The 14,046-nt window shown below is 62.4% G+C and carries 13 protein-coding genes; 5 read left to right on the forward strand and 8 right to left on the reverse strand.

Annotated features, from left to right (window positions below; translation table 11 throughout):
* Positions 1–6: 6 nt before the first annotated feature.
* Together CTR2_RS06000 and CTR2_RS06005 are read right to left on the reverse strand one after the other, a co-directional pair.
* Positions 7–426 carry a c-type cytochrome gene (locus tag CTR2_RS06000; RefSeq protein ID WP_254913430.1) on the reverse strand — a complete coding sequence of 140 codons (420 nt, stop codon included), beginning with the start codon at positions 424–426 and terminating at the stop codon, positions 7–9.
* 77 nt (positions 427–503) lie between these two features.
* Positions 504–1,955 carry an aldehyde dehydrogenase gene (locus tag CTR2_RS06005; protein ID WP_087084715.1) on the reverse strand — a complete coding sequence of 484 codons (1,452 nt, stop codon included), beginning with the start codon at positions 1,953–1,955 and terminating at the stop codon, positions 504–506.
* Between the two features lie 355 nt (positions 1,956–2,310).
* Between CTR2_RS06005 and CTR2_RS06010 the strand changes: the two genes are divergently transcribed.
* The 3 genes from CTR2_RS06010 (at position 2,311) to CTR2_RS06020 (ending at position 5,101) form a co-directional block, all read left to right on the forward strand.
* Positions 2,311–3,261, forward strand: a complete 951-nt coding sequence (locus tag CTR2_RS06010) for an AraC-like ligand-binding domain-containing protein (RefSeq protein ID WP_012837380.1) — start codon at positions 2,311–2,313, stop codon at positions 3,259–3,261.
* A gap of 71 nt (positions 3,262–3,332) precedes the next feature.
* Positions 3,333–4,457, forward strand: a complete 1,125-nt coding sequence (locus CTR2_RS06015; RefSeq protein ID WP_087084714.1) for a JmjC domain-containing protein — start codon at positions 3,333–3,335, stop codon at positions 4,455–4,457.
* A gap of 377 nt (positions 4,458–4,834) precedes the next feature.
* The gene (locus tag CTR2_RS06020) at positions 4,835–5,101 is read left to right on the forward strand and encodes a hypothetical protein (RefSeq protein ID WP_034359978.1); all 267 of its coding nucleotides are present in this window, start codon (positions 4,835–4,837) and stop codon (positions 5,099–5,101) included.
* 289 nt (positions 5,102–5,390) lie between these two features.
* Here CTR2_RS06020 and bamC read toward each other — a convergent pair whose 3' ends face one another.
* From bamC to CTR2_RS06050, 6 genes are all read right to left on the reverse strand, one after another.
* Positions 5,391–6,503, reverse strand: coding sequence for an outer membrane protein assembly factor BamC (gene bamC / locus CTR2_RS06025; protein ID WP_034361860.1), 1,113 nt, complete (start codon positions 6,501–6,503; stop codon positions 5,391–5,393).
* Between the two features lie 63 nt (positions 6,504–6,566).
* A complete protein-coding gene (dapA, locus tag CTR2_RS06030) occupies positions 6,567–7,463 on the reverse strand; it encodes a 4-hydroxy-tetrahydrodipicolinate synthase (RefSeq protein WP_087084713.1) in 897 nt (298 codons plus the stop codon).
* A gap of 378 nt (positions 7,464–7,841) precedes the next feature.
* Positions 7,842–8,480: a class I SAM-dependent methyltransferase gene (locus CTR2_RS06035; protein WP_087084712.1), complete on the reverse strand. Its 639-nt coding sequence runs from the start codon at positions 8,478–8,480 to the stop codon at positions 7,842–7,844.
* Positions 8,481–8,519: 39 nt separating this feature from the next.
* Positions 8,520–9,332 (reverse strand): SDR family oxidoreductase, encoded by an 813-nt coding sequence (locus CTR2_RS06040; protein WP_087084711.1) that lies wholly within the window; start codon positions 9,330–9,332, stop codon positions 8,520–8,522.
* 42 nt (positions 9,333–9,374) lie between these two features.
* Positions 9,375–9,506: a hypothetical protein gene (locus CTR2_RS06045; RefSeq protein ID WP_003064585.1), complete on the reverse strand. Its 132-nt coding sequence runs from the start codon at positions 9,504–9,506 to the stop codon at positions 9,375–9,377.
* A 16-nt stretch (positions 9,507–9,522) separates the two neighbouring features.
* Positions 9,523–10,719, reverse strand: a complete 1,197-nt coding sequence (locus CTR2_RS06050) for an MFS transporter (RefSeq protein ID WP_087084710.1) — start codon at positions 10,717–10,719, stop codon at positions 9,523–9,525.
* Between the two features lie 409 nt (positions 10,720–11,128).
* On the opposite strand from CTR2_RS06050, the gene CTR2_RS06055 reads away from it, so the two are divergent.
* Both CTR2_RS06055 and CTR2_RS06060 read left to right on the forward strand, forming a co-directional pair.
* The gene (locus CTR2_RS06055) at positions 11,129–13,099 is read left to right on the forward strand and encodes a DNA topoisomerase IV subunit B (protein WP_087084709.1); all 1,971 of its coding nucleotides are present in this window, start codon (positions 11,129–11,131) and stop codon (positions 13,097–13,099) included.
* A gap of 54 nt (positions 13,100–13,153) precedes the next feature.
* A complete protein-coding gene (locus tag CTR2_RS06060) occupies positions 13,154–14,020 on the forward strand; it encodes a lytic transglycosylase domain-containing protein (protein WP_087085220.1) in 867 nt (288 codons plus the stop codon).
* Positions 14,021–14,046: the final 26 nt, after the last annotated feature.

Raw genomic sequence — 14,046 nt, forward strand, 5'->3', positions numbered from 1 at the left:
TCCTCCTTACTTCCTGGCCGGCTCGGCAGCCTTGGGAGCCTCTGTCTTGGACAGGTAGTTTGCCAAGTCTTCCAGCGTGGCGTCATCGATATCGGTCACGCGAAAGGATGGCATGGCGTTCATGCCGTTGCGCGCAATGATCACGTAGGTCGCGGGCGGAAAGCCTCGCCCCTTGATGACGGGGCCTATGCCGGCTTCATGGCATTTGGCGCAGGTCTTTTCGTAGAAGCGCTGGCCGGGGCCAATGTGGTGAGAGTCCGCAGCCGAGGCGGCGAGGCTGAGGCCGGACAGCAGGGCTGCCAGGGCCAGTTGGGAGGCATGTTTCAACGTGGGTCTCCGGTGGTTCTGTGGGTCGGCAGACACAAGGCGCAGCTTGGGGTCCGCGCCTTGCCCATGCTGGCGCTGCACCTGAGGTCTTTGCCTCATGGCCCAATGCCTGCAATGGAGGTTTCAAGCGAAGACAGCAGTCATGCCTGCCGGCTACGACTGCTGTCCTGGACGCTTTAGAAGGGGTAGTGACGTGCGGTGGTCTGCATGGTGATCCAGCGGGTGTCGGTGAAGGCGTCAATACCGGCCTGGCCGCCAAAGTGACCGTAGCCCGAGTTCTTCACGCCGCCGAAAGGCATCTGTGCCTCGTCGTGCACGGTGGGGCCGTTGACATGACAGATGCCCGCCTCGATGCGGCCGGCCACGCGCCAACCACGGGCCGTGTCCCTGGTGTAGACGGCGGAAGACAGGCCGAACTCGTTGTCGTTGGCCATGGCGATGGCCTGCTCTTCGCCACGCACGCGCACGATGGCCTTCACCGGGGCAAAGGTCTCTTCACGGAAGATTCGCATCTCGGGAGTCACGCCGTCGATCAGCGTGGCGGCCATGAGGGTGTCGCTGGCCTTGCCGCCGCAAAGAACCCTGGCACCCTTGGTCACGGCGTCATCGATGAGTTCGTTGACGCGGTTCACGGTGTTCATGTCCACGACGGAGCCCAGCACCACAGGGCCTTTGCGAGGGTCGCCCAGAGGCAGGGTTGTGGCGCGGGCCACCAGTTTTCCGATGAACTCCTCGGCCACGGCCTCGTCCACGATGATGCGCTCGGTGGACATGCATATCTGGCCCGAGTTGGCGAAAGCGCCAAAGGTGCAGCCGGCCACTGCGGAGTCGATGTCGGCATCGTCCAGGACCAGGAATGGAGCCTTGCCGCCCAGCTCCAGGATGACGGGCTTGAGGTATTTGGCGCAGGTCTGGCCGATGATGCGACCTACGCGCGTGGAGCCGGTGAAGTTCACGCGGCGCACGGCGGGGTGGGCCACCATGGCTTCGACCACTGTGCCGGCGTCTTCGGGCGCATTGGTCACAAAGTTCACCACGCCGGGCGGCAAGCCGCCTTCCTGCAGCGCTTCGATGATCAGGCCGTGGGTGGCGGGACACAGTTCCGAGCCCTTGAGGATCACGGTGTTGCCGCAGGCCAGGGGCGTGGCAATGGCGCGCACGGCCAAGATGATGGGGGCATTCCAGGGGGCGATGCCCAGCACCACGCCGGCAGGCTGGCGCACTGCCATGGCCATGCTGCCGGGAATGTCCGAAGGAATCAGCTGGCCGTTGATCTGGGTGGTCAGCGATGCGGCTTCGAGAAACATATTGGCGGCCAGATGCACATTGAAACCGGCCCAGATGCCCGAGGCGCCGGTTTCTGCCGCCATGGCTGCGGCAAAGGCCTCTGCCTTGGCTTCCAGGGCCTGCGAGGCCTTCATCAGCATCAATCGGCGCTCGGTAGGGCCCAGGGCTGCCCAGGCCGGGAAGGCCGCTTGAGCGGCCTCCACGGCACGCACGGCGTCGGCTGTTGTGGCGGCCGGGGCACGCGTGGCGACCGATCCGTCCAGAGGGTTTCTGCGCTCGAAAGTGGCGCCATTGCTGGCCTGTGCGGTCTGACCGCCGATGAGCATGCTTTGTTCAATCATCTTCGCTTCCTTCACTACCAAGGGCGCGTGACCGCGGTCACTGCTTGTTGCTGCACGTTGAAAAAGTGGGAGCTGGTGCTTTCACACAAGGCTTGTGTCACCGAGCTTGTCTCCACTTTTTGTGGTGTTTCGCCTGACACTGGCGTGTGAGTGATCGTAGGAAAAGCCTTGGCAAGATGCTGTGCGCAATGTGCACAAACCGTTTGACGAATCGTGCACGCAGCCTAGGGTTTGCACTAGTTTCAATACAGCGCGGGAGATTCTTTCCGGCCTGAGCACGAAAGTGCTCACTTACCGATAATTGATGTACTTTGTCGGCACAGGCAGAGATAGATACAACGAGGAGTCAAGGCCCATGACCGCGCCCGTGGTACTGAGTACCGATGGTCTTCCCGAGAAGGAAACTGCACCAGCCTGGCAGGACTGGATGGCGCAGCTGTTCTCGGGACTGGATACGGATCTGTATGGCGACACCTGTTTTGACGGGCATCTGAGCGTGGCATACGCAGGCGATGTGATGCTCACCAAGCTGGATGCCGGGCGCCACCGCGTCATACGCGACAGCCACCGTCTGCGCGACAGCGAAGCGGCCTATCTCAAGATCGTCGCGCCCTGGAGCGGCCATGCAGAGGTGGAGCAGTACGGCAGCAAGGCCAGCGTGAGCAATGGCAGCTGGGCCATCTATGACACCTCGCAGCCCTATGTGGTGGCCAATCCCCAGCACACGGAGCATCTGATCATGATGGTGCCCAAACAGAGCATTGCCGAGCGAGGCCTGCGTCTGGAAAACCTCATGGGTCGATCGGTGGGAGGCAGCGCCGGCATTGCGCGCATTGCTCTGCAGACCATGCGCAGCACTTACCAGGAACTGGACAATATGGCGGCACCGCTGGCACGCCGCGCAGGGGAGTTGCTGGTGGACATGGTGCATCTGTCCCTGCAGGCACTTGGCGGGCAGGCCACGGCGGTGACGCAAAAGCAGGCCCTGTACGACCGCATCTGCGAGCATGTGGCCAGCCATGTGCGCGACCCTGGGTTGTCGGTCGATCAGGTGGCCGAAGCACTCAATTGCAGCCGTCGACATCTGCACAACGCCTTTGCGGGGCGAGACCAGTCGCTTGGCGGCTTCATCCAGCAAAGCCGGCTGGAGCTCTGCATGCGGGAGCTGCATTCCCCGGCGCTCGCGCACCGCACCATTACAGACATTGCCATGGGCTGTGGTTTTGGCAACAGCGCGCACTTCAGCCGTGCCTTCAAGGCCTATGCCGGCATGTCGCCGTCCGAGTTCAGAGCGCTCGGTCATTGATCTGTGCCGACCAGCGTTTTCGAGGCCTATAGGACAATGCAGTCCGTTGCTTAGAAAGCAGGACTGTATTCATGGACATCAATACGCCGCTCACCCTGCTGGGTGGGCTCACCGCCTCTCAATTCATGCGCCGCCACTGGCACAAAAAGCCCTTGCTGGTGCGCCAGGCCATCCCCGGCTTCAAGGCCCCGATTCCGCGCGCCCGACTGCTGGCCATGGCGGGCGAGGATGGCGTGGAGTCACGCCTGATCCAGCAGCTCGAAGGCGACAACTGGAAGCTCAGCCACGGCCCGCTGTCCCGTCGCAGCCTGCCTGCATTGACCAAGCCGGGCTGGACCGTGCTGGTGCAGGGCGTGGACATGCATGACGCCAAGGCGCATGATTTGCTGCAGCAGTTCCGCTTTGTGCCCGAGGCGCGCCTCGATGATCTGATGATCAGCTTTGCCACCGATCAGGGCGGCGTAGGCCCGCATTTCGACAGCTATGACGTGTTTCTGCTGCAGGCCCAGGGCAAGCGCCGCTGGCGCATCGGTCGTCAAAAAGACCTGTCGCTGCAACAGGGCAAGCCACTGAAAATTCTCTCCAATTTCGAGCCCGAGGAAGAGTTCGTTCTGGAGCCCGGCGACATGCTGTATCTGCCTCCCAAATGGGCGCATGACGGAGTGGCGGAAGGCGAATGCATGACGTATTCGATAGGCTTTCGCTCGCCCGATCGCAGCGAGCTGGGCCGCGAGCTGCTGCTGCGCATGTCGGACGAGCCCGACGAGCCCGAAACTCCGGTCATTTATCGCGACCCCAAGCAGGAGGCCGTGAGCAACCCGGCTCTGATTCCTGAAGGCATGTATGACTTTGCCCGCGAGGCACTGAAGAAGGCCATGGCAGAGCCGCTGGCGCTGGAGCGCGCGCTGGGCGAATACCTGAGCGATCCCAAGCCCAATGTCTGGTTCGAGCATGGCGATGAAAACGGCATGTTCGAGAGCGTGGTGCTGGATCGCCGAACGCGCATGATGTATGACGCCAGGCACATCTTCATCAATGGCGAAAGCTATCTGGCTGGCGGTCGCGATGCCACGTTGATGCGCAAGCTGGCTGACACCCGGGCGCTGTCGCGCAAGGATCTGGCAACTGCCAGCGATGACGCGCTGGAGTTGCTGTCGTCGTGGTTTGATGCTGGCTGGGTTCGCTCCGGCGACTGAAACAGGGTGGACTTGTAACAGCGATCGTGCTAACTTACGGGTTTGTCCTCTGTGGCTCCTGCTGATTTCGCAGGCTTTGTGTAGGTTATGTAAATCTTTATCAAAGCTTTGTCAGGGATTTGACAGGAATAAATTTATGCTCCACAGTGTGGCTCAAGGCAAGCATGGGCTTGCCCGGTAAATGAGAACGCACCGATTTGTGCAGAATTGTTTGGTTGCTGTCAGTGTTAGTCAGCAATGGGCAAAACTACCTATAATGCGGGCTGAGTCGAATTTATCGTTTGACCTGATCTGCCAGAGCGATCAATAGCTGCAAAAGGCTGACCGTAATGGCAATCTGCATACCGTCTGCTGAACCTACCATTTAGGAAACTGTCATGAAGAACTCTCTGATTCTGGCTACCGTGATCGCTGCTGCTGCTCTGGCTGCTTGCGGCAAGAAGGAAGAAGCTCCTGCTGCTCCCGCTCCTGCTGTGGAAGCTCCTGCTGCTCCCGCTCCTGCTGCTGAAGCTCCTGCTGCTCCCGCCGCTGACGCTGCTGCTCCTGCTGCTGACGCTCCTGCTGCCCCCGCCGCTGACGCTCCTGCTGCTCCTGCCGCTGACGCTCCTGCTGCTCCCGCCGCTGAAGCTCCTGCTGCCAAGTAATTCGCTGCATCAGCCAGCCTGAGGCCCAGGCCTCGGGCATGAAAAAACCGCACTCAGGTGCGGTTTTTTTGCGTCTGGATTTTGCAGCGGATTCTTGAGCTGTGTGTGCGTGTCGTCACACAAGGTTTGCACTTGCACCTGCACTTGCACTTGCACCTGCATCTCAATGGATTCTGGCGGGTAAGCGCACCATGAGCATTGCAGCCCCCGAGCCGAAGTTCGATTCGTTCGGACATGAAAAAAGCCACCAGAGCTGAGCCCGGTGGCTTTTGTATGAGTGCAGCGCTCTTTACTTCAGATCATCGGTGATGATGCGAACGATACGCTGGCCGTTGGTGGAGCTGTCCGGCTGGCCTTGCTCATTGAGCACGCTGACCTGGGACTTGTTGCCGTCACCCTTGACCTGGATCTGATACTTCTGAGGCGCGGCAGCTTCCTTGCCCTGGCTGAAGATCTTGCTGAAGAAGCCCTTGGACTCAGGCTTGGCGTTCGGGTCCACGTAGCGCACGTAGTAGAGGCCGCGGCTGCGGTCGCGGTCTTCCACGGTGAAGCCGGTGCGGTCCAGTGCCACGCCAACGCGGCGCCATGCACGCTCAAAGCCTTCTTCCAGCTGCAGCGTGGGCACACCGTTGATGGTGTCCATGCGTGCGCCGGTCGAGGTGGTGGCTGCAGACTTGTCCGCCTTGGCAACGGCAGAGGCCTGCTCTTCGCTCACACCCAGCTTGACCATGATGCGGCGCAGGAATTCGGTTTCCAGTTCGGGGTCGCGAGGACGCGGTTGCCAGATGGTGTTGTCCTTGCGCTCGCTGGTGTAGACCTCCTGCATGCCACGGTGGGTGACATAGATGCGGGTCTTGCCATCGGGCTCGCGCTCCAGGCGGGTGCGGAATTTGTCGCGCTCGCTGGTGGAGTAGAGCGAATCGAACACTTTGCCCAGGCTTTTGCGGATGATGTCCTGAGGCAGCTTGGCGCGGTTTTCGGCCCAGTCGGTCTCGAGAATGCCCAGCTGGCGGTCTTCCATCGAGTAGATGAAGCCGTTTTCCAGCCAGAAGTCGCGAGTGGGCTCCCAGAGCTTGTCGGCTGCACGATCAACCACGAGCCAATGCTCGGCACCGTCGCGCTCGATGCGGACGTCGCCAATCTTGTTGGCCGCAGTGTTGTTGTCGGCAGGCTTGGCGGCCTTGGCATTGGCCTGCATGGCAGCAGCGGATACCACGCCACCAGGGACGGTATAGCGCGAGTCTTGCGACAGCTGCGTCAGATCCGGAGGGACTTCAAGAGAGGGAGCTTGATTCTTGCCCGCGCTCTTGTAGTCGATCTTGGTCTCTTGGAACGTGGTCGTGCAGGCAGACAGGCCCAGCGCGATGCTGAGCAGGCTCAAACGTGCTGTTTGTTGTTTCACGCGGATTGTCCTTGGGTAGCGTTCAAGCTATGTGCGAAAAACCGCTAGCTTAGCGCAACTCGATCAGAGTACGCCAACTTTACGCAGAGCATCCTCAACAACTGCTTCGCATTGCTCGCTCAGCGGCGTCATGGGCAGACGCATGGCGGGGCCGCACAAACCCATGCGGGCTGCTGCCCATTTCACGGGAATGGGATTGGCTTCGACAAACAGGCTCTTGTGCAGGGGCATGAGCTTGAACTGGATTTCCATGGCACGCTTGGTATCACCAGCCATGGCGGCCTTGCACAGCTCGCTCATCAGGCGGGGAGCGACGTTGGCCGTCACGCTGATATTGCCGTGGCCGCCGCACAGCATCAGTGCCACTGCGGTGGGGTCGTCGCCAGAGTAGACGCCGAAGCCGGCAGGCACGTCGCGGATCAGCCATTGAGCGCGCTCGATGTTGCCGGTGGCTTCCTTGATGCCGATGATGCCGGGGATCTGGGCCAGGCGCAGCACGGTGTCATGCTGCATGTCCGCAACCGAGCGGCCGGGCACGTTGTACAGGACCACGGGCAGGTCGCCAGTGGCTTCGGCGATGGCCTTGAAGTGCTGGTACTGGCCTTCCTGCGTGGGCTTGTTGTAGTAGGGAACGACCTGCAGCTGGCTGTCGGCGCCCACCTTCTTGGCGTACCTGGCCAGCTCGATGGCTTCGTGCGTGCTGTTGGCTCCGCAGCCGGCCATGATGGAGACGCGGCCGGCGGCCTGTTCCACGGCGACACGAATGATTTCGCAATGCTCTTCGACATTCACGGTGGGCGATTCACCGGTGGTGCCGACCACACCGATGCAGTTGGTGCCTTCGGCCACATGCCAGTCGATGAGTTTGCGCAGCGACGGGTAGTCGACGCTACCGTCTTCGAGCATGGGCGTAATGAGGGCAACAATGCTGCCAGTGAGAGCAACGGAGGGTGATGTCATATCCGCAATCAGAAAACGGTAAAAATGAATTCTACAAACAGGGACAGGGTGCAGGCAGTGGTTTGCCGTCAACAGTGTCTAGCAAAACTCTGTTTTTGTCGAAGTGTTGTTGATAAATGACGAAATGACGAAATATTTAATTTTTGTGCGTCATATTGTTTGTTGATTGCCGGTCTGTTTCAGACGCCATGACGGCAATCCGGCCGTGTTGCGAGTCCTGGTCGCTGCGGCCGGCCAAGGCCTGCGGCCCGGGGGCGCGGCCGCGCCGGCATCGCTTGGGCGCTTGCTGCATTGGCAGGCGCGGACAGGGGCCTGCGCCAGCGGCTTCGCAAAGGCCTGGGCCTAGAGCGCCGGTCAGACCGCTGTGCAAAAAGGGCATCAGGCTGGCAGCAATGGGGCAGGCGTGAGCGCTGCACCATCGGGCCGGATGGCGGCAATGCGCTGAACCACGCGCTCGGGCTGCTCAAGCAGGCCGTGCTCGTAGGCGACGATGTTCCAGCCGGCGCAGACCTGCAGCAGCTCGCCGGGAGCCAGCAGAAAGTCCGGGCGCGAGGGCTTGCCATAGGCCTCGTTGCCCTGGGCGAAGGTTTCGTAGATCAGCACGCCGCCGGGCTTGACGGTGTCCAGAATCAGCGGCCACAGCGGACGCCACAGATAGTTGGTGACGACCACGCCGTCAAAGCTGCGGCCCGTCAGCGGCCAGGCGTTGTTCTCGATGTCGGCGGTAATCGTCTCGGCGATATCCGCCACGGACCGGGTCGCCTCCGGCGCCTTGTCCACGCTGGTCAACGTGTGATTCAAGGCCGAGAAGAAACGGGTATGGCGGCCCATGCCGCAGGCCAGATCCAGCACCGAGCCCTGCGGGCGTACCAGATGGGCAAAGCGGGCAATCCAGGTAGAAGCTTCCTGCGCGCAGTGGCTGGCGGCAGTCGCAGGAATGGTGGCGGGTGTGGGAGGCTGGGTGTGGCTGGTCATCTTGCGAAAACTATAGCAGTGCCCGCAGCCAAATCCTTGCATGGCCTGTGTGTTGCTGCATCGGCAGCAGCTGGCGTCGGCTCAGTGCGGCTTCACATCGTCCTGGAGTGCGGCCAGGGCCATGTCTTCCACCATGCCCGGGGCGATCAGCTTGATGAAGCGGCCCAGCTTGCCCTTGCCTGTCATCACCACCTCGCGCTGACGGCGCTTCAGGCCGTCAAGGATGAGGCGCGCGCATTCGGCCACCGTCATCGCACCGTCTTCCTTGAGGCCGCTGACGCCTGCGGCCTCGCCTCTGGCGTTGTAGCCGTGGTAGCGGATGCGCGTATCCACCACGCCGGGGTAGGCGGTGGTCACGCTCACGCCGGCGGGCTTGAGCTCGATGCGCAGGGCTTCGAAGAAGCCGGCCATGGCGAACTTGCTGGCGCTATAGGCCGTGCGGCCCGGCACACCGATCAGGCCGGCCAGCGAAGACACGGCGACGATGGAGCCCTGGCTGGCCTTGAGGTGCGGCAGCGCCGCGTGGGTGCACCAGACGCTGCCCCAGAGGTTGATGCGCATCAGCCTCTCATACCAGCCCAGGTCTTGTGCGCTGACCTGTTCAAAGAGCGCATGGGCCGAGATCCCGGCATTGTTGATCAGGGCATCCAGCCCGCCAAACTGCTGCACGGCGGCGTCGATCAGCGCGCGGCACTGGGCCTCTTCGCTCACATCGGTGGGAACTTCCAGCACCTGCACCCCCAGGAGCCGGCATTGTTCTGCCACGGCTTGCAGATTGCCGGCATTGCGCGCGGCCAGCGTCAGCTGCAGCCGGCTGCCATGGGTTTGTGCCAGCTGGCGTGCCATTTCGGCGCCTATGCCGTCCGAGGCTCCGGTGATGATGATGCGGGCCATGCTCTCTCCCGGCCATGCCGCCCGGGCCGGTTGCCCAAGAACTCAGAAGCAGGCCCAGACCTGGTCTGCCAGTGTGAGCATGAATTCCGGTTGCAGATACAGGGCAAACACCGCCAGCAGCAGCACGAGCACGGCACACCAGATGGAGATGCGTTGCCAGAGTTTGAGCGGCATGGGGGTGTCTCCGGTATCAGGCTGCGCTGGGCGAGCTGCGCACAATGGCGGCCTCGCGCACGGGCAGGTTGACGATGGCGGCAAAAATGCCCAGGGCAATCGAGATGTACCAGACCATGTCGTAGTTGCCGTTGATATCGTAGAGATAGCCGCCCAGCCATACGCCCAGGAAGCTGCCGATCTGGTGGCTGAAGAAGACAAAGCCGCCCAGCATGGACAGATGCTGCACGCCGAAGATCTGGGCGATGGTGGCATTGGTCAGCGGCACGGTGGACAGCCACAGAAAGCCCATGGCGGCGCAGAAGGCATAGACCGACCAGGGCGAGAGCGGGGCCAGCAAAAAGGCCACGGTGGCCACCGAGCGCAGGCCGTAGATGCCCGACAGCAGATAGCGCTTGGGCAGCTTCTGGCCCAGATTGCCGGCCAGATAGGTGCCGAAGATATTGAACAGGCCGACCAGGGCCAGCGAATAGCTGGCCACATGGGGCGCCATGCCGAAGTCCTTCAGATAGCTGGGCATGTGCACGCCAATGAACATGACCTGGAAGCCGCAGACAAAGTAGCCTGCCATCAGCAGCAGAAAGCTGGGGTAGGTCCAGGCTTCCCTGAGCGCCTGGCCCACGGTCTGCTCGCGCTTGATGGGCGTGCTGCCGCCAAAGCCCGGCTCGCGCAGGCCAAAGGCCAGGGCGGCAATCAGCAGCGCGAACAGCGCCAGTATCAGCAAGGCATTGGACCAGCCGAACTGCGCGATCAGCTTGCCCTCCACGGGCACCATGAAGAACTGGCCGAACGAGCCTGCTGCTGCGGCCACGCCCATGGCCCAGCTGCGTCGCGCCACGGGAATCTGCCGGCCCAGCACGCCGTAGATCACGGCATAGGTGGTGCCGGCCTGGGCTGCGCCGATCAGCACGCCGGCGGTCAGCAGGAACATCGTTGAATTCGGAGACAGCGCCATGCCGGCCAGGCCCAGCGCATAGAGGATGGAGCCGCCGATCAGCACCTTGAAGGCGCCGATGCGGTCGGCCAGTATGCCGACGAAGATGCCCAGGACGCCCCAGGACAGGTTCTGCACGGCAATGGCCAGGGAAAAGTTCTCGCGCGTCCAGCCCATCTCCTGGGTGATGGGTTGCAGCCACAGGCCGAAGCCGTGGCGTATGCCCATGGAGAGCGTGACGATGGCGCCACCGCACAGAAGAATCTGCGCCATGGACATGGGGGCTTGAGTTGTCTTTGTAGTCATGCCGTGTGTGCGAAAAAAGGCTGGGGGGCGGTCAGCCACCACTTTAACGAAACAAGCTGTTTTGCGCCTGCACAGGCCGTCACATGCGTGGCAGGCTGGCCTGCCAGAATGCGTGACCGGCAAGCTGCGGCGCGGGAGCCAGGCAGGAAAATAAAAAGTGAGCGCCTTGCGCAATCCATGCAATGGATATGGGTTTGAAACCATCCATAACGCATGAATGGCATGCAGTAGATGCTATTGTTTTCAGAGTATTTGCAGCGATAAAGACCCGGTAAAAACACGTTGCCAAGACAGATGTTCGGGCTTTGTGCAAGAGTATTGGGAGTAAACAACTGTGAATTTATCCAGCTCTCATTCGGAGAGGCCACTACAATCCGCCCCCATGGCAGTCAAACCGTCCAACGAATATTCCGAAGGCTCGATCCGCGTTCTCAAGGGTCTGGAGCCTGTCAAACAGCGTCCCGGCATGTATACGCGCACCGACAACCCCCTGCACATCCTGCAGGAGGTGATCGACAACGCGGCCGACGAGGCGCTTGCCGGCTACGGCAAGAAAATCAAGTTCACCATGCACGCTGACGGCTCCTACAGCGTGGAGGATGACGGGCGCGGCATTCCCTTTGGCCTGCACCCCGAGGAGAAGGCGCCCGTGGTGGAGCTGGTCTTCACGCGTTTGCACGCGGGCGGCAAGTTCGACAAGGGCAATGGCGGCGCCTACAGCTTCTCGGGTGGTCTGCATGGCGTGGGCGTCTCGGTGACGAATGCGCTGGCCACGCGTCTGGAGGTACAGGTGCACCGTGACGGCCAGGTGGCCACGCTGGTGTTCTCGGGCGGCGACGTGATCGAGCCGCTGAAGGTGCGCCCTCTGCAGGCCGGCGAGCGCAAGCAGGGCACGACGGTACGTGCCTGGCCCGATGCCAAATACTTCGAATCCTCGGCCCTGCCCATGGGCGAGCTGGTGCATCTGCTGCGCAGCAAGGCCGTGCTCATGCCCGGCGTGGCCGTTTCGCTGGTCAACGAAAAATCGCGCGACACCCAGAGCTGGCAGTTCAAGGGCGGCCTGCGCGACTATCTGGCGCAGAGCCTGAATGGCGAGCCCGTCATCCCCCTGTTCGAGGGCGAGGGCTTTGCCGACAAGAACAACGACAGCTTTGCCGAAGGCGAGGGCGCGGCCTGGTGCGTGGCCTTTACCGAAGATGGCGCGCCGCTGCGCGAAAGCTATGTCAACCTGATTCCGACCACGGCGGGCGGCACGCATGACAGCGGCCTGCGCGACGGCCTGTTCCAGGCCGTCAAGGCCTTCATCGACATGCACTCGCTGCTACCCAAGGGCGTCAAGCTGATGCCCGACGACGTGTTCGCGCGCGCCAGCTATGTGCTCAACGCCAAGGTGCTGGACCCGCAGTTCCAGGGCCAGATCAAGGAGCGCCTGAACTCGCGCGATGCCGTGCGCCTGGTCTCGGGCTTTGTGCGCCCGGTGCTGGAACTCTGGCTCAACGAGCATGTGGACTGGGGCAAGAAGCTGGCCGAGATCGCCATCAAGGCCGCCCAAACCCGCCAGAAGGCCGGCCAGAAGGTGGAAAAGCGCAAGGGCAGCGGCGTGGCCGTGCTGCCCGGCAAGCTGACCGACTGCGAAAGCAAGGACACCAGCGTCAACGAGGTGTTTCTGGTCGAGGGCGACTCTGCCGGCGGCAGCGCCAAGATGGGCCGCGACAAGGAAACCCAGGCCATCCTGCCGCTGCGCGGCAAGGTGCTCAACACCTGGGAGGTGGACCGCGACCGGCTGTTTGCCAACAACGAAATCCACGATATCTCGGTGGCGATCGGCGTGGACCCGCATGGCCCCAATGACGAGCCCGACCTGTCCGGCCTGCGCTACGGCAAGATCTGCATTCTCTCGGACGCGGACGTGGACGGCTCCCACATCCAGGTGCTGCTGCTGACGTTGTTCTTCAAGCATTTCCCCAAGCTCATCGAAGCCGGCCACATCCATGTGGCGCTGCCGCCGCTGTTCCGCGTGGACGTGCCGGCACGCGGCAAGAAGCCCGCCATCAAGGTCTATGCGCTGGACGAAGGCGAGCTGGACGCGATTCTCGAAAAATGCGCCAAGGACGGCGTGCCGCGCGAGAAATGCCAGGTCAGTCGCTTCAAGGGCCTGGGCGAGATGAATGCCGAACAGCTGTGGGAAACCACGCTGAACCCCGACACGCGTCGCATGCCTGCAGTGCAGTTCATGAACATGGACTTTTCCGAGGCTGCAGCCGTCGTCACCAAGCTCATGGGCAAGGGCGAAGCCGCCGCCCGACGCGAGCTGATGGAGCTGCATGGCGATGCCGTGGAGGTCGATATCTAGGCGGGCGTTGCCAACGCCTGCACTAGCGCTCACTAGCGGTCGATGGAGCCAGCCATGCACAAGCCCATGTTCGATGCCTCACCCAGCCAGCTGCCTGCGCGCGGCGGGTTCGCCTCTGTGCGTTTGCGACGTGCGGTGGCAGCTGCCTTGCTGGCAGGCTCGGGCTGGCTGGCCATGGCGCCGGCGGCGCATGCCGATCTCTGGGCCTATGTCGACGAATTCGGCGTCACGCACTTTGCGGCCGAGGCGCTGGACGAGCGCTACAAGCTGTTCTTCAAGGGCGAGCTCTATGACAGCAGCCAGCCGGGTCTGCAGCTGAAGCCGGATTCGGCGGCCGAGGGGCTCAACGCGCGCACGCGCATGCAGAGCTTTTTCGAGGTCTCGCCCCGCTACAGGAGCGTGAGGCCGCATCTGCAGAAGGCGGCCGAGAGAACCGGCGTGGACTATGACCTGATCAAGGCCGTGATTGCCGTGGAGTCCGGCTTTGATGCCCAGGCCGTCTCGCCCAAGGGCGCTGTCGGCCTGATGCAGCTGATGCCGGCCACGGCCGAGCGCTTTGGCGTGTCGGCCAGCAAAAAGCGCAGCATGCAGCAGCAGCTGGCCGACCCGGCCGTGAACGTGCCTGCCGGCGCGCGCTATCTGAGCTATCTGATGGACTTGTTCCCGGGCCGGCTCGATCTGGTGCTGGCCGCCTATAACGCGGGCGAAGGTGCGGTGCAGAAATTCGGCAAGGCGATTCCGCCCTACAAAGAAACAATGAATTACGTCAAGGCCGTCACCGGCATCTACGAGCAGCTGCAGGCAGCGCGGCCCCTGAGTGGCCGGCTGGCTGCAGCCGGCTCGGCGGGCCGAGGCGGCTCCCGCATACGCATGACTCTGCCGGGCGCGGCCTCTGCGGCCGCGGACGCGCAAATACCTTGAGTCGCCGGATCGGCGCAATTTGGAAA

The sequence above is a fragment of the Comamonas thiooxydans genome, assembly GCF_002157685.2.
Classification (GTDB): domain Bacteria; phylum Pseudomonadota; class Gammaproteobacteria; order Burkholderiales; family Burkholderiaceae_C; genus Comamonas; species Comamonas testosteroni_H.